Raw genomic sequence first — 19,073 nt, forward strand, 5'->3', positions numbered from 1 at the left:
CGTATCGCGGCAACTTACTTGACGCCCGGCTAGTTAGCGCGGCTAGCGACCGGACCCGGCCGCGCGGCGGCGCCGCGCACCCCACGGAACGCGCCATCCGCCAGGAGCGTCCGGCCGGGATGGTACTGATGGTGGATGCGGACGCCGCGTCCGCGGAGAGGAGCCCCCCGTGATCGCGCTTCCGGACGTCCAGGCCGCCGCCGGCCGCGTCGCCGGCCGCGTCCGCGAGACGCCGCTGCTCGGCGTGGACCCCGGCCCGCTCGCCCCCGCCGGGCGGATGTGGCTGAAGCTGGAGCAGACCCAGCACACCGGGTCGTTCAAGGCGCGCGGCGCGTTCAACCACATCCTCGCCGCGCGGGACGGCGGGCGGCTCCCGGAGGCCGGCGTCGTCGCGGCGTCCGGCGGCAACGCGGGCCTCGCGTTCGCCTACGCCGCCGCCGAGGTCGGCGCGCCCGCCGAGGTGTTCGTCCCCGAGACGGCCCCGCCGGTGAAGGTCGCGCGGCTGCGCGCGCTCGGCGCCACCGTCGTCCAGGTCGGCACCCGCTACGCCGAGGCGCAGGACGCCGCCACCAAGCGCGCCGCCGACACCGGCGCCCTGTTCTGCCACGCCTACGACCAGCCCGAGGTCTGCGCCGGCCAGGGCACCCTCGGCCTGGAGATCCTCGACCAGACCGGCGGCGAGGTCGACACGGTCCTCCTCGCCGTCGGCGGGGGCGGGCTGATGGCGGGGGTCGCCGCCGCCCTCGAAGGCCGCGCCCGCGTCGTCGGCGTCGAGCCGGAGACCATCCCGACCCTCGAACGCGCCCTGCGCGCCGGCCGCCCGGTGGACGTCCCCGTCTCCGGCGTCGCCGCCGACTCCCTCGGCGCCACCCGCCTCGGCGACATCGCCCACGCCGTCGCCACCCGCACCGGTGTGGTGCCGGCGCTGGTCTCCGACGAGGCGATCGTCGACGCGCGCCGTTTCGTCTGGGAGGAGTACCGGCAGGTCGTCGAGCACGGCACCGCCGCCGCCGTCGCGGCCCTCCGCACCGGCGCCTACCGCCCCTCCCCCGGCGAGCGCGTCGTCGTCGTGCTGTGCGGCGCCAACACCGACCCGTCGGACCTCTGACCCCGATCCAGGGCGGTCCGACGCGGTCGGGCCCGGCCTAACGCAGCTGCGTCGCGAGCGACCGGGCCGCGCGGAGGACGTTGGACGTCCCCTTCCGCGCGGCCAGGTCCTCGATCTCCGGGATGGGCCCGGACGCCTTCGCCCACCGAGCCGTCCTGGCACCGAGCGCGATGAGCCGGTCGTGGGCGAACGGCGGCCGCTGCCCCGGTTCCGGGTGCAGGAGCGGGAGCACGGCGGCGATCGTCTCCCAGACCTGGGCGTACGCGCCCGCCTCCGCCGCGCGTTCCAGGGCCTCGACCACCCGCACCAGCTTGATCTCCCCGGCGAGCGCCAGCCGCCCGATGTGCCGGCCGAGCGCGGCGGCGGGCAGGTCGCCCCGCGCCGCCAGGGCCAGCAGCGCCTCGCCGGGCTGCTCGTCGTCCGGGAGGGCGAGCCGGCAGGCGAGGAGGAAGGCGACGGCCTCGGCGAGCGACCCGGTCCCCGACGTCCGGTCGATGAGCACGGAGACCGGCATGCCGACGCCGGACCATTCGTGCCGGCGCCGCAGACCGGGGACGAGGTGCGCGGCGACCACGTCGGGATGGGACGGCAGCAGCCACGGCCAGTACGTCCAGTGCCAGTCCCGGCCGGTGTCGACGTACTTCGGCGGTGCGGTGAAGACGGCGTCCACCAGCGGCAGGCCGGTCGGCTCGGCGCCGATGACGACCTCCGGCCGGCCGTCCGCGACCGGGCCGGCGGCCACCTCGCCGCGCGGCGCCCCGCCTTCCGCGAGCCGGCGGGCGGCGGTGCGGCCCGCCCGCGACGCCAGCCGGGCCGCCCGGCGGACCGCCTCGGCGTCGGGCCCCGGGGGCAGCCTGAGCAGCGCCTGCTGGAGGTCGGCGGGGCCGGGCTCCACGCCCGCCGCCTCGCATTCCTCCAAGCGCTCCGCGAGCGCGAGCGGGTCGACGTGGCCCGTCGGACGGGTCGGCGTGGCCAGCAGCACCGGTGGCGGCGTCCCGTCCTCCAGCGCGCGGTAGACCTCGGCGAACCGCATCAGGAAGAGCCGGTCAAGGGGCGGCCCCTGCACCCGTGCGGCGATCCGGCGCCCGTCGTGCCGGACCGGCGAACCGATCAGCAGGCGCCCGATTCCGACCAGCCACTCCTCGGGGCCGAACCAGCAGTCCAGGTGCTCGAGGTACGGATAGAAGTCCTTGTGCAGCACGGGGGTCAGCACGGCCCGCAGAGCGCCACGGTCCTGCCACGCGAGGCGGACGTAGGCGGCGAGCAGCTGCTCGCTCATCGCCCAGCCGATCCGGCCCTGGAGGGCCTCGGCCAGCTCGACCGCCGTCGTGATGGGCGGCGGCAGCGGATCCGGCGCCGGGTCCGGGTCCCGTCCGAGCACGGCGAGGGCGGGCGGGGCGGGGTCGTCGTCCACCGGGTCCGCTTCGCGGACCTCGCCGCCGTAACGCGCGACGACCTGCGCGGCGAGGGCGGGCGGCAGCAGCGGCACGGCGTCGCGCAGGGCGGCGCCGTCCGCAGCGGCCGGGAGCTTGAGCGCGACCCGGACGGCCCGCTGCTGGAGGGCGTACGACTCGTGCTCGAACGCGCGCGCGAGCGCGGAGGCGCAGCCGTCCACGACGTCGGGGTGGCGCCGCACCGTCCGCTCCAGCCACGACAGGCCCGTCCGGACGAGCCCGGACTCGGCACGGAACAGCAGGCCCTCCAGGGCCTCGACCACGAGGTCGGGCGGCAGGTCGTCGCGGTCCTTCAGCAGTTCGAGGGCGGACTCCGCCACGGGGCCGGGCGCGGCGGGCAGCAGCCGCGCGTAGTCGCGGGCGCGGGCGCCGGCCTCGGCCTCCGACGGCGCGAGCGCGTCCTGGAGCCGGACGAAGAACCGCAGGTCGAGGGCCGTCCCACCGCGCAGGAACCGGCGGACGCAGCCGTCCAGCAGCATCCCCCGGTCGACCTGGCCGCGCGCGGCCAGCGCGGTGAGCGCCACGATCCAGCGGTCGCCCTCGCGCAGCTCGCGGCCGACGCCCTCCGCCTCGAAGATCCGCGGCAGCAGCACCGGGAGCAGCGGATCGCCGGCGCGCGGCGGCGCCGAGGCGACCCAGCCGACGACGAGCGGGTCGTGCTCGGGCGGTTCCGTCCCGGTCGTCCTCAGCAGGGTGAGGACGAGGTCGAGGCCGATGTGGCGCGGGCTCCGCAGCCGCAGGGCGAGGCGCCGCGCGAGGTCGGCGAGCCAGGCGTCGTCTCGGCCCTGCCAGAGGCGCATCAGCAGGGCGGTGTCGTGGTGGTCGCGCATCCAGCGCGAGTTGAGCTCGCGGCGGCCCAGCCAGGACGCGACGGCCGACGCGCCGCCGAGCGTGCCCGCCCCGGCGGCGCGGAACGCCGGCGCGAAGTCGTCGATGCCCTCCCAGGTCTCGCGCCGGGACCGCACCTCGCGCACGTGGCCGGGCAGCGCCTCGGCGACCTCGCGGCGGCCGGCGGCGTCGAGGGCGAGGACCGCGCCGGCCACGGCGTCGGCCTCCCGCGCGTCGATGAGCGCGGCGATCTCGTCCCACGCGGTCGTCGTCATGCCCACGAACATTAGGCCCGCTCACCGACATTCCGGAGTCAGGCTCCGATATAGGCGCCGCCGTTGAGGTGGAGGACCTGCCCGGTGATGTGCCCGGCGCCCGGCGAGGCGAGGAACGCGGCGAGCGCGGCGACGTCCTCGGGGGTTCCGGCGCGCTTGGTGGCGGTCTGCCCGACCAGCACGGCGCGGCGCTCGCCGGTCAACCGGCCGCCGAAGAACTCGGTGTCCTCGATGAGACCGGGAGCGATCACGTTGGCGGTGATGCCGCGCTCGCCGACCCGCACGGCCAGCTCGGCGTTCCAGACGCGCATGCCCGCCTTCGCCGCGCCGTACGATCCGCCGCCGCGGCCGCCCGCGATCGAGCCCATGCTGATCACGCGGCCGCCGCGGGCGAGCCGCGGTTCCAGGGCGGTCGTGACGAGGACGGTTCCGACCAGGTTGGCCTCGAGGTTGGCGAGCCAGGCGGCGCGGACGCCGGCGAGGCCGGACGGCGCGGGGCGTCCGGTGTCGGTGTTGCCGCCGGCGTTGTTGACGAGCACGTCCACCGTCTCGGGCAGCTCGGCGAGGGCGGCCTCGATCTGGCCGGGGTCGGTCACGTCGAAGACGACGGGCCGCACGCGGGGGCCGAGGCCGGCGGCGGTCTCGGCGAGCACCTTCTCGCGCCGGCCGGTGATGACGACGTCCAGGCCGTCCGCCGCGAGGGCCGCCGCGACGGCCCGGCCGATGCCGGTCCCGCCGCCGGTCACCACTGCGCTGCGGGTCATGGGAGCCTCCTTTGTTTAGGTCTAAACTTCGTCCTAAGCTAGGCGCCGTGGAGGACGAACGCAAACACGGGGACCCGGTCGACGCCATCGCGGAGGCGTGGGCGCGCGAGCGTCCCGGCACGCCGGTCGCGTCCATCGGGATCATCACCCGGGTGTGGCGCGCGGCGAAGCTGCTCGGCGACGAGCGGCGCCGCACGCTGGCGCGGCTCGGCATCGACACGGCCACGCTCGACCTGCTGTCCACGCTGCGCCGGCGCGGGGCGCCGTACGCGATGACGCCCGGGCAGCTGCGCGAGGCGTCGCTGCTCACCGCGGGCGCGATCAGCCAGCGGGTGGCGCGGGCGGAGCGGGCGGGGCTGGTCGAGACCGAGCGCGGGCCGCGCGGCCGGACCTCGTCGGTGCGGCTCAGCGACGCGGGCCACCGGCTGATCGAGGACAGCGTGAACCGGCTGCTCACCTACGAGGACTCGCTCCTCGACCACCTGCGCGAGGAGGAGCGCGAGCAGCTCACCGAGCTGCTGCGCCGCCTCCTGGACGGGCTCGTCGAACGGCTCGGGGCCGACGCCAAGCCCGGCCAGGTGGGCGAGCGCTGAGCGTCAGCCGAGCAGGTCGGCGAGGGTCTCCCGGCGGGACGGGTGGCGCAGCTTGTGCATCCCCTTGGACTCGATCTGGCGGATGCGCTCGCGGGTCACCCCGTAGACCCGGCCGACCTCCTCGAGCGTCTTCGGCTCGCCGCCGGCGAGGCCGAACCGCATCGAGATGACGCCGGCCTCGCGCTCGGTGAGCGTCTCCAGCACGGCGTCGAGCTTGCCGCGCAGCATCGAGGACGCGACGACGTCGGCGGGGTCGCCGCCCTCGGGGTCCTCGATGACGTCGGCGAGCTCGCCGTCGCCGTCCTCGCCGAGCGGGGTCTGCAGGGACAGCGGCTCGCGCGCCTGGCGGCGCAGCCACTCGACCTTCTCCGGCGTGACGTCCAGCTCGACGGCCAGCTCCTGCGAGGTGGGCTCGCGGCCGAGGTCCTGCATCATCCGGCGGCGGATCCGGGTCATCCGATTGAGCACCTCGACGACGTGCACCGGGATGCGGATCGTCCGGGACTGGTCGGCGAGGGCGCGGCTGATCGCCTGCTTGATCCACCAGACGGCGTAGGTGGAGAACTTCAGGCCGCGCCGGTACTCGAACTTCTCCACGGCGCGGATCAGCCCGAGGTTGCCCTCCTGGACGAGGTCGTTGAGCGGCAGGCCGTGGCCCATGTACCGCTTGGCCAGCGACACGACCAGGCGGAGGTTGGCCTCGACCATGTGCTCCTTGGCGCGGCGCCCGTCGGCGGCGATCCAGGCCAGGTCGTCGCGGTCCTGCGGGGACAGGGCGTCGCCGAGGGTCTCCAGGCGTTCGCGCGCGAACAGCCCGGCCTCGATGCGCTTGGCCAGCTCGACCTCCTGCTCTGCGGTGAGCAGCGGGGTCCGGCCGATGCGGGAGAGGTAGTCCTTCATCGGGTCGACGAGGTCGCGGCTCGCGGACACGCCGCGGGCGGAGGCGCCCCGGGCGGCCGTGCGACGCGCGGACGCGCGGGCGGGCTCGGGGGTCGCGACACGGGGGGTGCTGGCGTTCAGGGCGGTGTCCTTTGCTCGTCCGGCCGGGAGGGAACGGGTCACCCGATCTCGGTACCCGGCAGCCCGGCGGCATAAACTTAGGTCAAGCCTATACATGTGCCAACTATAAATTTATGTCGGCCTATGAGAGGATGCCCGGCATGGGGTTGCGGGAACTGAAGAAGCAGCAGACGCGGCAGGCCATCTCGCACCAGGCGACGCGCCTGTTCCTGAGTCACGGGTTCGACCGCGTGACCATCGCCGACGTCGCCGCCGCCGCGCAGGTCGCGAAGATGACGGTCACCAACTACTTCCCGCGCAAGGAGGACCTGGCCCTCGACCTGCACGAGGAGTTCGTCGCCCAGCCCGCCCGCACGGTCGCCGAGCGCGCGCCGGGCGAGTCCGCGCTCGCCGCGCTGCGCCGCGCGTTCCTCGACGCCGTCGACCGGCGGGACGCGGTCATCGGCTTCTCCGGCGCCGACTTCGCCCGCATGATCACCGAGAGCCCGGCGCTGGTCGCACGGCTGCGCGAGTTCCACGAGGAGCGCGAGCACGCGCTCGCCGCCGTCCTGGCCGAGGAGACCGGCACGGACGCGGACGACGTGGTCGTCCGCGTCGCCTCGGCGCAGCTCATCGGCGTCCACCGCGTCCTGTTCGAGGAGACGCTGCGCCGCACCATCGCCGGTGAGGACCGCGACGCGATCGCCGCGGCCCTCACCGGTTCCGCCGGGAAGGGCTTCGCCCTCCTGGAACCGTCCCTGGGGGACTACGCCGTCAAGCGATGACGAGGAGGAGGTCGCCGGCCTGGACGGGGGTGGCCTCCGGGACGGCCAGGCGGGAGACGGTCCCGGCCACCGGGGCGGTGATCGCGGCCTCCATCTTCATCGCCTCGATTGTGGCGACCGTGTCGCCGGCCTCCACCCGGTCGCCCTTCGCGACGCGCATCGTGACCGAGCCGTCGAACGGCGCGCCGACGTGGCCGGGTTCGGACGGGTCGGCGCGCTCCACCGGCGGCGCGTCCGACACGACCGACTTGTCGCGGACGGACAGGGTGCGGAGCTGGCCGTTCACCGTGCAGATGACCTGCCGGACGCCCGCCTCGTCGATGTCGCCGACCGCTTCGAGCCCCGCCAGGACCCGCACGCCCGGTTCGAGGTCGAACGCGACCTCCTGCCCGGTGCGCATCCCGTAGAGGAACGCGCCGGTCGGCAGGACGGACAGGTCGCCGTAGGCCGCGCGGGCCTCGCGGTACTCCTTCGCGGGGCCGGGGAACAGCAGGCGGTCGAGGGTGTCGCGGACCTCGGGCCCGGCGAGCGCCTTCTCCTCGGCGCCGTCCAGCTCGGCGCGGGCCGGGGTGTACTGGCGTCCGGCGAGCGCCTTGGTGCGGAACGGCTCGGGCCAGCCGCCGGGCGGGTCGCCGAGCTCGCCGTTGAGGAACCCGATGACGCTGTCGGGGATGTCGTAGCGCTCGGGGTTCGCGGCGAAGTCGTCCGGGTCGGCGCCGGCGGCGACGAGGTGCAGGGCGAGGTCGCCGACGACCTTGCTGGACGGGGTCACCTTGACGAGCCGGCCGAGGATGCGGTCGGCGGCGGCGTAGCAGCGCTCGATCTCCTCGAACCGGTCGCCGAGGCCGAGCGCGACGGCCTGCTGCCGCAGGTTCGACAGCTGCCCGCCCGGGATCTCGTGCTGGTAGACGCGTCCGGTCGGCGACGGCAGGCCCATCTCGAACGGCGCGTACAGCTTGCGCACCGCCTCCCAGTAGGGCTCCATCACGGTGAGGGCGTCGAGGTCGATGCCGGTGGCGCGGCCGGTGAAGTCGGTCGCCGCGACGATCGCCTGCAGGGGCGGCTGGCTGGTCGTGCCGGAGAGGGGCGCGGCGGCGCCGTCCACGGCGTCCACACCGGCTTCGATGGCCGCGATGTAGGTGCCGATCTGGCCGCCTGCCGTGTCGTGGGTGTGGAGGTGGACGGGCAGGTCGAAACGCTCCCGCAGGGCGCTCACCAGTGTGCGCGCGGCGGGAGCGCGCAGGAGACCGGCCATGTCCTTGATGCACAGGATGTGGACGCCCGCCTCCACCAGCTCCTCGGCGAGGCGCAGGTAGTAGTCGAGCGTGTAGAGGCGCTCGTCCGGGGACGACAGGTCGCCCGTGTAGCAGAGGGTGCCCTCCACCAGCGCGTGCGTCTGGAGCGCCGCGTCGATCGCGGGACGCATGCGTTCGACGTCGTTCAGCGCGTCGAACACCCGGAAGATATCGACGCCCGTACTGGCGGCCTCCTTGACGAACGCGCGCGCCACCGAGTCGGGGTAGGGCGTGTAGCCGACGGTGTTGCGGCCGCGCAGCAGCATCTGGATGCAGAGGTTCGGTGCCGCTTCCCGGATGGCAGCGAGCCTGTCCCACGGGGACTCGCCCAGGAAGCGGAGGGCGACGTCGTACGTCGCGCCTCCCCACGCCTCTATGGAGAGGAGCTGCGGAGTCATGCGGCCGAGGTAAGGCGCAGCGGCGACGAGGTCGTGCGTGCGTACCCGGGTGGCCAGCAGCGACTGGTGCGCGTCCCGGAACGTGGTGTCGGTGACGGCTAGCGCGTTCTGCGCCCGCAACTGCTCGGCGAACGCGCGTGCGCCGAGAGCGAGAAGCCGGTCGCGGGAGCCCTCCGGGAACGGGCCGTCGAGCTGGAGCGGCGGGAGCTTGGTCGCCGGGTCCAGGGTCGTGGGCGCCTCACCGTGCGGCTTGTTGACGGTGACGTCCGCCAGGTAGCGGACGAGCCGCGTCGCACGGTCGCCGCTCGACCGGGCCGTGAGCAGCTCGGGATGGTCGGCGATGTAGGACGTGCTGACGCCGCCCCTGCGGAAGTCCTCCTCGTCCAGCAGCGCCTGCAGGAACGGGATGTTCGTCGCGACGCCCCGGATGCGGAACTCGGCGACCGCCCTGCGCGCGCGCCGCACGGCCTCCTCGAACGTCCGGCCCCGGCACGTCAGCTTGACCAGCAGCGAGTCGAAGTGCGGGGACACGATCGCGCCGCCGTGCGCGGTGCCGGTGTCCAGGCGCACCCCGGCGCCGCCCGGCGACCGGTACGCCGAGATCTTCCCGGTGTCGGGACGGAACCCGTTCGCCGGGTCCTCGGTCGTGATCCGGCACTGCACCGCGAACCCGCCGACCACCACGTCCTGCTGGGAGATGCCGAGGTCGTAGAGGGTCTCGCCGCCCGCGATGCGCAGCTGGCTCTGCACCAGGTCGATGCCCGTGACCTCCTCCGTCACGGTGTGCTCGACCTGGATGCGCGGGTTCATCTCGATGAAGACGTGCTCGCCGCGGTCGTTCACCAGGAACTCGACGGTGCCGGCGTTCACGTAGCCGATCTCGCGGGCGAACTTCACCGCGTCCTCGCACAGCCGCTCCGCGATGGCCGCGTCCAGGTGCGGCGCCGGCGCGATCTCCACGACCTTCTGGTGCCGCCGCTGCACCGAGCAGTCGCGTTCGCGCAGGTGGACGGTGTGCCCCGCGCCGTCCGCGAGGACCTGCACCTCGATGTGGCGGGGCCGGTCCACCGCCTGCTCCAGGAAGACCGTCGGGTCGCCGAACGCGCTCTCCGCCTCGCGGCGCGCCGTGTCCACGGCGGCCTCCAGCTCCTCGCGGTGGTCGACGCGGCGCAGCCCGCGCCCGCCGCCGCCCGCCGCGGCCTTCACGAACAGCGGGAACCCGACCTCGTCGGCCGCCTCCAGCTCCCGGCCGGGCTCCGGCGTCGCCGACCGCAGGACCGGCAGGCCCGCCCGCCGCGCCGCCGCGACCGCCTCGATCTTGTTGCCGGCCAGGCTCAGCACCCGCGACGGCGGGCCGACGAACGTGATGCCGTTGCGCTCGCACGCCTCCGCCAGCTCCGGGCTCTCCGACAGGAACCCGTAGCCGGGGTACACGGCGTCGGCGCCGACCCGCAGCGCCGTCTCCACGATGCCGTCCACGTCCAGGTAGGCGCGGACGGGATGGCCGTGCTCGCCGATCTCGTACGCCTCGCCGGCCTTCTGCCGGTGCAGCGACAGCCGGTCCTCGTGGGCGTAGACGGCGACGCTGGCGATGCCGAGTTCGTACGCGGCGCGGAACGCGCGTACGGCGATCTCGCCGCGGTTCGCGACGAGCAGCTTTGTGATCACGTGCTCTCCCAGGAGACGGCTCGGGCGCGTCCGCCCGCACCCGACGGCCTCCCGGGCTCGGCGCTGAGCGTCGGAGGAGCATGGGCCGGTCCGGCGGGCGAACCGAATCTTCGGATACCTACCCAGTTGACCGGCCGGGCCCTGCCCCGGATACCCCGTCCCCCTGTGAACAAAGTGATAGATCGCGTTTAGCGAGAAAAATGCCCGTTTGTTCCGTTCGGCCCCGGCGCCGCCTTGGCGCCTTCGGCGACCGGAGGCGCTTCCGACGCTCTAGGCTGTTCGGTCGGGTTTCGTGTGCTTGTAGGGGGAACAGGGTGCGGCTGCCGGAACATCTCGAACTTCTCGTCTCCGACGAGCCCGTCCTCGACGTGTACTCCTACGGGCCCTGGCGCGTCCCGGACGGCCTGTACGACGAGATCCGCGCCCGCATCGACACGCTCGCCGCCGACCCGCGCTGCAAGGACGCCACCACCGACGAGCACTCCCTGCTCACCCCGCCCGCCCCGCTCGTCGTCGCGGAACTGCTCCTCACCCTCGACTTCCTGCTCGGCGCCGGGGCCGTCAACGCCGGCACCCACTCCCGCCTCCAGTACCAGTTCTTCAACCGCTACCACAGCGAGCCCCGCGACCCGCTCCGCGACGCCGGCGGATGGGGCGTCAGCCGCGGCTCCTTCCAGCCCCTCGAATGGCTCGAGGACTGCGGCGACCAGGACCTCGCCCTCACGCTCGCCCGCGAGTCCCTCGACGTCTTCGAGGGACTGGAGCCGATCGAGCAGCGCCGCCAGGCCCTCATCAAGCTGTACGACGACCCGCCTCCGGCCCTGCGGATCCAGACGCCGCTCGCCGAGCAGCGCGCCCTGTGGCTCGCCCACGCGAGCGACGACGTCGTCACCGCCCTGCCCGAACTCGCCGGCCCCATCGGCTACCTCGAATGGGTCTGCTCCGGGCTGCTGCCCGTCCACGAGCACCTGCGCGAGGTCGCCCCGCACGACGAGACCGCCGACGAGCTGCTCGTCCACCTGCTCCTCCAGGGCGGCCTCAAGCAGGTCCCCGCCGAACTGTCCGCCGTCCTCACCGAGGACCGGTACGGCGAACTCCTCGAACGCTTCGCCCGCGACCGCGACACCTTCGAACCGAACCCCTGGTACCTCAACGAGTGGGGATGGCTCGGGCGCGCCCTCGGCGCCGGCGCCATCGACGCCTGCCGGGGCTGGCTCGACATGGCGATGCGCTTCACCGGCTGCGTCCAGGGCCTGCCCAACGAGCCCCGCATCCCCGACCCCGAATGGATCCCCGTCGGCGAGTTCGGCGCCGACGTCCGCCGCCTGTTCGCCCCCCGCCGCCGCATGGTCAACCCGCTCGCCGCCGGCGTCGGCACCGCCCCGTCCCGCACCCGCCGCACCCGCCGCGCCGAGGTCGGCTCCGGCCTCGTCGGGCAGCCCGACGTCGTCACCGCGCTGGAGACGATCGCCGAGACCGGCGGGCCCGTCCGGCTGATGCTCGTCGGCCCCGACGGCACCGGCAAGCGCGACGCCGCCCAGGAGATCGCCCGGCTGCTCCGCGAGCACCGGATCGTCGACCCGCCGCTGTGGCTCGCCGACGACTTCTTCGCCGGCAAGGAGGTCTCCTCCGCCACCACGCAGCTCTACAGCGAGGCCCGCGACGCCGCCGGCAACCGCCTCATGGTCATCGACGGCCTGGACGACATGTCCCGCGACGGCCGCAGCGGCGAGGCCATCGTCGAGGAGCTCCACCGCGCCCTCGACGTCCACGACGACCTCCACGTCGTCGCCCTCTGCGAGCCCGGCGGCGACGAGCGCATCCGCGAGGTGAACCCCGGCCTCTCCCTGCGGTTCCAGGTCGTCCGCACCCACCCGTTCGACGCCGACGGGTACGCCGAGCTGTTCAACCGCGCCCTCCAGCAGCGCGGCGCGCGCGCCCACAAGCGCGCCCTCACCGCCGCCGGGCAGCTCCTCGTCCGGACCCCGCCCATCCGCAACCTCCGCAACGCCCGCCTCGCCCAGCGCCTCGCCGACATCGTCGTCGAGAACGTCCGCGCGAACACGCCCGCCGGTGAGGAACTCGTCGTCAAGCGCGCCGACGTCCCCGCCACCTTCGACACCGCCGGCACCCCGTCCGACCCCATGGCCGAACTCGCCGCCCTCACCGGCCTCCGCACCGTCAAGGCGGAGATCGAACTGCTCGTCGCCGGCGCCAAGGCCGCCAAGCTGCGCCGCGAGGCCGGACTGCCCTCGCCCGCCGCCCCCGCCCGGCACATGGTCTTCACCGGCGACCCCGGCACCGGCAAGACCGTCGTCGCCCGCCTCCTCGCCCGCATCTTCAAGGACCTCGGGCTGCTGTCGTCCGGCCACCTCGTCGAGGCGTCCCGCTCCACCCTCGTCGGACGCTACGTCGGCGAGACCGCCGTCAAGACCCGCGGCGTCGCGCAGAGCGCCGTCGGCGGCGTCCTGTTCATCGACGAGGCCTACGCCCTCACCGAGACCAGCATGTCCGACGACTACGGCCAGGAGGCCATCGCCGAACTCATCAAGGTGATGGAGGACCACCGCGACGACCTCGTCGTCATCGTCGCCGGCTACGAGCGCGAGATGCAGCGCTTCATCGCCTCCGACCCGGGCCTCGCGTCCCGCTTCCCCACCACCGTCCGGTTCCCCGACTTCACCGACGCCGAACTCGTCGAGATCTTCACCGGGCAGGCGGCCGCCGCCGGCCTGTCACCCGCCCCGGCCGCCCTCGACAAGATCACCGAGCTGCTCCGCCGGGCCCCGCGCGGCCGCTCCTTCGGCAACGCCCGCGTCATGCGCAACCTGTGCGAGCGCGCCACCGCCCTGCAGGCCCGCCGCGTCACCGCGCTCCGCCGGCCCCGCCCCGACGACCTCGCCGCGCTGCTGCCCGAGGACATCCCCGACGGCCTCAGCGGCGCCGGACGCGTCGTCCCCGCCACCGACCCGCTCGCCGAGCTCGACGCCCTCATCGGGCTCTCCGCGGTGAAGGAGGAGGTGCACCGCCTCGCCGCCGAGGCCCGCGGCGCCGAACTGCGCCGCGCCGCCGGCAAGCAGGTCACCGTCCCCACCCGGCACATGATCTTCACCGGCAGCCCCGGCACCGCCAAGACCACCGTCGCCCGGCTCGTCGCGTCCGTCTACGGCCACCTCGGGCTGCTGTCGTCCGGCCACCTCGTCGAGGTGTCCCGCGCCGACCTCATCGGCCCCTACCTCGGCCAGACCGCACCGCGCGTCCGCGCCGCGGTCGAGCAGGCCCTCGGCGGCGTCCTGTTCGTCGACGAGGCGTACTCCCTCGCCGGCGACGCCTACGGCCAGGAGGCCGTCGCCACCCTCGTCCAGCTCATGGAGGAGTACCGCGGCGACCTCGTCGTCATCGCCGCCGGCTACGCACGCGAAATGGACGCCTTCCTCGCCGCGAACTCCGGCCTGGCGTCCCGGTTCCCGAAGCGCATCTCCTTCCCCGACTACAGCGACGACGAACTCGCCGCCATCTTCGAGCACCTCGCCGCCGCCGAGGGCCTCACCCTCGCCCCGGACGTGCCCGGACGCCTGCGGGCCGTGCTCCGCGACACCCCGCGCGGCCCGTCCTTCGGCAACGGCCGCCTCATGCGCAACCTGCTGGACGCCGCCGTCGCCGCCCAGTCCGAACGCCTCACCGCGTCCGGCTCGCCGTCCGACACCGAGATCATCACCCTGCGCGCCGAGGACCTCCGCACGGCCGCCCCCGCGTCTCCCGAGAGCGCCACGGGCCTGTACCTGTGATCCGTCCACACGTGGTCTGACGCCGCAACACACAATTGGTCGGAATCTCCCGGCTGCGCCTGTCTAGACTCGTCTCGCCCAATCAATGCGGAGCTGGAAGGGGCCCGGTGGCCGATCGAGACTGGCAGCACGCCGTGCTGCGCGACCTCGGCGCACTGGAATCCGGCCTGGTCCCCCCTGACCCGCGCCCAACGCCGCCCGTGCCCCCGCCCCCAACGCCGCCCGTGCCCCCGCCCCCTGCCGCCGCCGGGGCCGACTCTCCTGCGAGGGCGAGCGCGTCGCCGCCGTCATCCGACCGCCATTCCACCCCGCCCATGGGCACCCGCACACCCACAGCCCCTTTCTCCCGCACCACCGCCCCCCACCCGGCCCCGGCCACAGCACGGACGGCCACGCTGGCTCCCACCACAGCACCGCCCGCCCCCAAAGCCCGCGCCGAGGCTCGCCCCGCAAAGCAGAACCCCCACCCGGACGAGCCGACCAAACCACGCCCGGCCGAGCCGACCAAGCCACACGCGGCCCCTTCGGCACCCCCTCAGCCTTCAACCGCTGCGAGCGCGACCGAGCCGCCGCCCCCCTCCCCCACCGCCCTCGAGGACAAAACCCCGGCGCCCTTCCCGTCCACCCCCTCAACGGAAGCCGCCGCCCCCACCACCGCAGGCTGGACAATCAAGCCCCCGCCTCCCCCCACGCCGTCACCTCCACCCACGCCGTCGCCCTCACCCACGCCTTCGCCTCCACCTTCGCCCTCACCCACGCCTTCGCCTCCACCTTCGCCCTCACCCACGCCTTCGCCCTCACCTTCGCCTTCGCCTTCGCCTTCGCCTTCGCCTTCGCCTTCGCCTTCGAGCACAGCCAGCATTCCGCCAGAGCCGCACCCCCCGGCCACCTCCGAGAAGCACCCTTCGCCTTCGAGCACATCGAGCACCCCGCCAGGGCCGCATCCTCAGGCCGCCTCCGAGAACGCAACACCGCTTCCCACCCCTGAGCCGCACGCAACCTTGAACGGGCTCTCCACTCCCGAAGGCCAGACGACCCCCCAACCGCCCATCGCTCACTCGGCACCACCTCCAACGCCGCCGCCAGGGGTGACCGCACCTCCAGGCCAGACGCCGACGTCCCACGCCTCCGCGGACATCGAACGTCCACCACCTCCCGCAACAGGCTGGACGATCACTCCACCGGTCGGGGCATCACCTGCCGCCTCGCTCCCACCCCCCATGCCCGAGCCACGACCGCAAGGTCCAACTGCAACACCGCCAAGGCCAACAGCACCACCACATGGGCCGACTGCATCAACCCCCGCCCCGCCGAGCTCCCCCTCTCCAGGCGCGCCGCAGCCCGAGGTGCCCGCACAGCCCGAGGTGCCCGCACAGCCCGGGGTACCCGCACAGCCCGGGACGCCCCCGGGCCCACTCAACGCAGCACCGTCGATGGCCCGGCAGCCCGAGGTGCCCGCACAGCCCGGGGTGCCCCCGGGCCCGCTCGACGCGGCACCGTCGATGCCCCCACAGGCCGAGGTGCCGCCGCAGCCGAAGGCGTCGCCGCCCACGCCGGCGCTGTCCGAGCCGCACTCGCAAGCGCCGAGCGCGCCGGCACCCGAGCCGCTCGCCGACATTCCGCCGCACAGCGTCCCCGAATCCCCGCAGGTCAGGCCGTCCGTACCCAACGGCGCGACGAACCGGTTCACCACGCCGCCCGGCGGCGTCCCCGCGCCTCAGGACCTCGTCCGGCGCAATCCGCACGGCGACCCGATGGCCCGCCGGCTGGGACGCGGCGTGCGCCGCGCGATGGGGGCGTCGGCCGCCGGACAGGTCCGGGAGCTGGCGCAGCTCACGGCGCAGATCGGCGTCCCGGTCCCGTCGAGCCGCCGGATCGCGGTGACGAGCATCCGCGGCGGCGCGGGCAAGTCGACGATCGCCGCGCTCGTCGCGGGGATCCTCCGGCAGTACCGCCCGGACCGCGTCCTCGCGATCGACGCCGACCCGGGTCTCGGCTCCCTCGCCCTGCGCATCGGCGTCAACGCACCCAGCTCGCTCCGGGACCTCGCGGCCGCACGCCCCCAGTCCTGGGAGGAGACGGCCGCCCACCTCGGCCGGACCCCCGAGGGCCTCTTCGTCCTGCCCGCCGCCCCGAAGGGCACCGTCGCGGACGATCTCGACCACGCGACCTTCCAGCACGGTACCGGCCGCCTCGGACGCTACTTCTCCACCACCGTCATCGACTGCGGCGGAGGGCTCGTCTCCGAGCTGCAGCGCGGGATCCTGCACGGCGCCCACGCCCAGGTGTTCGTCACCCCCGGCACGCCGGACGGCGCCCTCAGCGCGCGCGCCGCCCTCAACTGGATGGCCTTGAACGGCTACGGCCCGCTTCTCCAGCGCACGGTCGTCGCCTTGGTCTCGCATACCCCGAACCCGGACGCCGACCTGGACCGCGCCGCCCATCTCCTCCAGAGCGGCACGCTTCCCGTCACGCTCCTCCCGTTCGACCGGCACTTGGCGGCCGGCATCGCCATCGCCCCCGAACGCGTCAGCATGCCCACCCACGCCGCCGCGACCCGGATCGCGGCGGACGTCTTCACCCGTTCCTTGAGCGCCTGATGAGCCGCGAACTGATAGTCCTCACCTCCGAGAAGCCGTCCGTGGACCTCCCATCCCTGGCCTCACCGCCCCTCTACGCGGCAGGGAATGACGTCTTCGACGCCGAAGGACGGCTCCTCCTGCGCGTCCAGGAGCCGGTCCTCATCGCCATCGCGGGCGAAGTCGAACGCCTCCTCGGGATCGATTCGGCCGTCCCTGTTTGGTGGACGGAGATCCACGCCGCGACAACCGCTCCCGAGGCGCACGACCTGGCTCAACGATGCGCCGAAACCCTCGACGGCACGATCTGGACGGCTCGATGACGGAAACCGCAGGCGGCGCCGACGTCCTCACCGGCCAGGCCATGGTCGTGCTGAACGACCGTCCTGTCGTCCCACTTTCCCCCGCCATCTCCCAGGCCCTCGCCGAATGCGAGCGGACGGACCGCACCTTCCAACTCGTCACGCCCGCCACCAGCCGCCTGACCCTTCCCCTCCGAGCGTCCAAGGCCCAGTGGCTGGTCCACGACGACGGGTATTACGAGGGCCTGACCGGCCGCCCGATGCACTGGAACGGCACCGCTTTCGTTCCGCTGCCCGAGGCCCGCGACTACGCCCCCACCTACACGACGCCCCCGGCGGATCCCATCGGGAGCCAACTCGTCCTCACCTTTCAGGTCCGTCATGCCCCCGAAGGCGTCCTCGGCGCACACACCGAGAAGCTGATGCGCCTCATTACCGGCGACCCCCCGAAAGGCTGGGGCACCACCGAACCCCTCCAGCACCGTTGGGCCCCTGAAGACCTCACGGCCCACATATCAAGCACCGCTACGTCACGCGTCATCACCATCGGAGCAAGCAGCCGCCCGGCAATGGCCACGTCGGACTTCTCTCCCCTCGTCTCCCCGGCCGCCGGCATGGCCGAGATGACGACGCTCACCATCGGCTACACGGACGACGAAGACCCCCCGATCACCCAACTCCCGTCCTTCATCGACCTCGTGTCAGCGGACCACCCCCTGACCGCACTGCTGGCCCAGCTGATCCCCGGCCGCCCCGACCTCACCACCGAACCGCGCTGGACCGGCTCCTCCGCCCCCATCGGCCTCGCCTCCGCCGGCGCCTACACCGGCCCGCCGGGCTTCTCCCGCAAGCGCCTAGGCCCCCCGGACGCCCCCATCACCTGGTTCCACCTGGGCGACGGCTACTCCCCCGAATACTGGCAACGCCACCAGGACCTCCTAACCCACCTCCGCCGCACCCCCTGAACCCTTCATGTCCGCGCCCGAATCTCCTTAGATCCGTAGGGCCGGTCAACCGCACGACGACGCCCGTCCCGTCGTGGACATGCGCCATGGCGACACGGACCACGCGCTGCCCGTCATCCTCCCCGGCGATCTCGGCGTACATCGTGGACGAGTCCGCGCGGCGCCAACCCGCCGCAGGGCCGCCGAGTACGGTGGCGGGCTAGCGCTGCGCCGCCGAGTACGGTGGCGGGCTCGCGCTCACCGACACCACTCGCCCGCACCGGCCTCCTCCCCGGCCACCGGCGGAGTCTGCGGCTCGTCCACCCAATGGGGCACGAACCGCCCCGGGTCGGATCCCTTGGTGGAACGCCTGCACGCCCAGCTGACCTCCACCGTTCTGGGTGCTACTGGTCCTGCCAGGGGGTCACGTGCGTGGGCGGCCGCCCTGCGCCGCGGGCGGCGTCGGTGGCCTTCTGTCCGCTCTTGCCGTAGTTGCGCGCCGCCTCGGCGATCCTCTTGATCGCTGCGGCGTAGGCGGCGCAGTAGCGGTCCAGCGCGGAGATCATGTTCTGGTGCCGGTCTCCACCTTGGGGCCCATCTGCTGCGCGACGTCCCAGTGCCCGACCTCGCCGACCTGCACCTTCAGGGCCGTCAGGATGCGCTGCAGGTTGGAGAGGACCTGATGATCGGATCGAGGCCGTTGTGGCCGCCCGGGGACGCCGTGACCGGGGGCGGGGTGCCCGGATGCAGGAGCTGGTTGAGGGCGGGCGGAGGGTCTTGGGGAGGCATGGGCGGTCGTCCTCACCGATGCGCGGTCAGCCACCCCACATGGCGGTGTTCTGGCGTTCGGCGCCGAGGTGGATGTCGTGGGATTCGCCGATGACCTTGCTCATGCCGGAGACGGCGGTGGCCATGCGCTGGGCGGCGAGCTTCCATTCGCGGGACTTGTTCTCGTAGGCGTTGCGGGCGTCGCCGTCCCACTCGGCCAGGTGCGCGCGGACCTGGCTGTCCAGGGTGTCCAGGGCGGCCTGGTAGCTCTTGAGCGCGCTGGTGAAGTTGGCCTGGGCGTTCTGCATGCCGCCGAAGTCGACGTAGGTGTACTCGGTGCTCATCGTGGGCCTCCCGGGCCGTCTGCTGCCGTGCGATGGGTCGGTGCCGTGCGGTGCGTGCGGTGCGGTGGGCTGGTGCGGGGGTGGGTCAGCCGTTGACCAGGCCCTTGAGGGTGTTGACACGGGCGGTCTTGTTCTGTTCGGCGGTCTGGTACTTGGCCTTGGTGTGCACGAGCTTTTCTTG

The 19,073-nt window shown here is 73.8% G+C and carries 13 protein-coding genes and 1 pseudogene; 7 read left to right on the forward strand and 7 right to left on the reverse strand.

Going from position 1 to position 19,073, the window contains the following annotated elements:
• Positions 1-169 precede the first annotated feature (169 nt).
• On the forward strand, positions 170-1,108 hold the full coding sequence (locus J4557_RS35685) for a threonine/serine dehydratase (RefSeq protein WP_208271193.1): 939 nt from the start codon (positions 170-172) through the stop codon (positions 1,106-1,108).
• Positions 1,109-1,145: 37 nt separating this feature from the next.
• On the opposite strand, the gene J4557_RS35690 is transcribed toward J4557_RS35685, so the two are convergent.
• Both J4557_RS35690 and J4557_RS35695 read right to left on the reverse strand, forming a co-directional pair.
• Positions 1,146-3,665 carry a DUF7824 domain-containing protein gene (locus J4557_RS35690; protein ID WP_208271194.1) on the reverse strand — a complete coding sequence of 840 codons (2,520 nt, stop codon included), beginning with the start codon at positions 3,663-3,665 and terminating at the stop codon, positions 1,146-1,148.
• A gap of 38 nt (positions 3,666-3,703) precedes the next feature.
• Positions 3,704-4,429: an SDR family NAD(P)-dependent oxidoreductase gene (locus tag J4557_RS35695; RefSeq protein ID WP_208271195.1), complete on the reverse strand. Its 726-nt coding sequence runs from the start codon at positions 4,427-4,429 to the stop codon at positions 3,704-3,706.
• A 47-nt stretch (positions 4,430-4,476) separates the two neighbouring features.
• On the opposite strand from J4557_RS35695, the gene J4557_RS35700 reads away from it, so the two are divergent.
• Entirely contained in the window at positions 4,477-5,022 is a 546-nt protein-coding gene (locus J4557_RS35700) for a MarR family winged helix-turn-helix transcriptional regulator (RefSeq protein WP_208271196.1), read from the forward strand.
• A 3-nt stretch (positions 5,023-5,025) separates the two neighbouring features.
• Here the strand turns inward: J4557_RS35700 and J4557_RS35705 are convergent.
• Positions 5,026-5,967, reverse strand: a pseudogene (locus J4557_RS35705) (RNA polymerase sigma factor); the annotation flags it as partial.
• Between the two features lie 215 nt (positions 5,968-6,182).
• Here J4557_RS35705 and J4557_RS35710 point away from each other — a divergent pair.
• Positions 6,183-6,806: a TetR/AcrR family transcriptional regulator gene (locus tag J4557_RS35710; protein ID WP_243776867.1), complete on the forward strand. Its 624-nt coding sequence runs from the start codon at positions 6,183-6,185 to the stop codon at positions 6,804-6,806.
• On the opposite strand, the gene J4557_RS35715 is transcribed toward J4557_RS35710, so the two are convergent.
• Entirely contained in the window at positions 6,796-10,167 is a 3,372-nt protein-coding gene (locus J4557_RS35715; RefSeq protein WP_208271198.1) for a pyruvate carboxylase, read from the reverse strand. The genes J4557_RS35710 and J4557_RS35715 overlap by 11 nt on opposite strands.
• Before the next feature lie 314 nt (positions 10,168-10,481).
• On the opposite strand from J4557_RS35715, the gene J4557_RS35720 reads away from it, so the two are divergent.
• Complete coding sequence (locus tag J4557_RS35720; RefSeq protein WP_208271199.1) at positions 10,482-13,955, forward strand: AAA family ATPase; 3,474 nt, start codon at positions 10,482-10,484, stop codon at positions 13,953-13,955.
• Between the two features lie 535 nt (positions 13,956-14,490).
• Here the strand turns inward: J4557_RS35720 and J4557_RS35725 are convergent.
• A complete protein-coding gene (locus J4557_RS35725) occupies positions 14,491-14,883 on the reverse strand; it encodes a hypothetical protein (RefSeq protein WP_208271200.1) in 393 nt (130 codons plus the stop codon).
• Between the two features lie 505 nt (positions 14,884-15,388).
• Between J4557_RS35725 and J4557_RS35730 the strand changes: the two genes are divergently transcribed.
• The 3 genes from J4557_RS35730 to J4557_RS35740 are packed head-to-tail and all read left to right on the forward strand — an operon-like array spanning position 15,389 to position 17,801.
• A complete protein-coding gene (locus tag J4557_RS35730; RefSeq protein ID WP_208271201.1) occupies positions 15,389-16,555 on the forward strand; it encodes a MinD/ParA family ATP-binding protein in 1,167 nt (388 codons plus the stop codon).
• Positions 16,555-16,857 (forward strand): hypothetical protein, encoded by a 303-nt coding sequence (locus J4557_RS35735; protein WP_208271202.1) that lies wholly within the window; start codon positions 16,555-16,557, stop codon positions 16,855-16,857. Before J4557_RS35730 ends, J4557_RS35735 begins: the two co-directional genes overlap by 1 nt.
• Complete coding sequence (locus J4557_RS35740; protein ID WP_243776868.1) at positions 16,854-17,801, forward strand: DUF6177 family protein; 948 nt, start codon at positions 16,854-16,856, stop codon at positions 17,799-17,801. Before J4557_RS35735 ends, J4557_RS35740 begins: the two co-directional genes overlap by 4 nt.
• A gap of 383 nt (positions 17,802-18,184) precedes the next feature.
• Here J4557_RS35740 and J4557_RS35745 read toward each other — a convergent pair whose 3' ends face one another.
• Together J4557_RS35745 and J4557_RS35750 are read right to left on the reverse strand one after the other, a co-directional pair.
• On the reverse strand, positions 18,185-18,346 hold the full coding sequence (locus J4557_RS35745; protein ID WP_208271203.1) for a hypothetical protein: 162 nt from the start codon (positions 18,344-18,346) through the stop codon (positions 18,185-18,187).
• Between the two features lie 249 nt (positions 18,347-18,595).
• Positions 18,596-18,892 (reverse strand): WXG100 family type VII secretion target, encoded by a 297-nt coding sequence (locus tag J4557_RS35750; protein ID WP_208271204.1) that lies wholly within the window; start codon positions 18,890-18,892, stop codon positions 18,596-18,598.
• Between the last annotated feature and the right edge of the window lie 181 nt (positions 18,893-19,073).

This window comes from Actinomadura nitritigenes, assembly GCF_017573545.1.
GTDB lineage: Bacteria > Actinomycetota > Actinomycetes > Streptosporangiales > Streptosporangiaceae > Spirillospora > Spirillospora nitritigenes.

Coding starts and splice junctions, on each gene's coding strand:
- J4557_RS35690 (WP_208271194.1), bottom strand. CDS start 3,665: ATGACGACGACCGCGTGGGACGAGATCGCCGCGCTCATCGACGCGCGG.
- J4557_RS35695 (WP_208271195.1), bottom strand. CDS start 4,429: ATGACCCGCAGCGCAGTGGTGACCGGCGGCGGGACCGGCATCGGCCGG.
- J4557_RS35710 (WP_243776867.1), top strand. CDS start 6,183: ATGGGGTTGCGGGAACTGAAGAAGCAGCAGACGCGGCAGGCCATCTCG.
- J4557_RS35730 (WP_208271201.1), top strand. CDS start 15,389: ATGGCCCGGCAGCCCGAGGTGCCCGCACAGCCCGGGGTGCCCCCGGGC.
- J4557_RS35735 (WP_208271202.1), top strand. CDS start 16,555: ATGAGCCGCGAACTGATAGTCCTCACCTCCGAGAAGCCGTCCGTGGAC.
- J4557_RS35740 (WP_243776868.1), top strand. CDS start 16,854: ATGACGGAAACCGCAGGCGGCGCCGACGTCCTCACCGGCCAGGCCATG.
- J4557_RS35745 (WP_208271203.1), bottom strand. CDS start 18,346: ATGATCTCCGCGCTGGACCGCTACTGCGCCGCCTACGCCGCAGCGATC.
- J4557_RS35750 (WP_208271204.1), bottom strand. CDS start 18,892: ATGAGCACCGAGTACACCTACGTCGACTTCGGCGGCATGCAGAACGCC.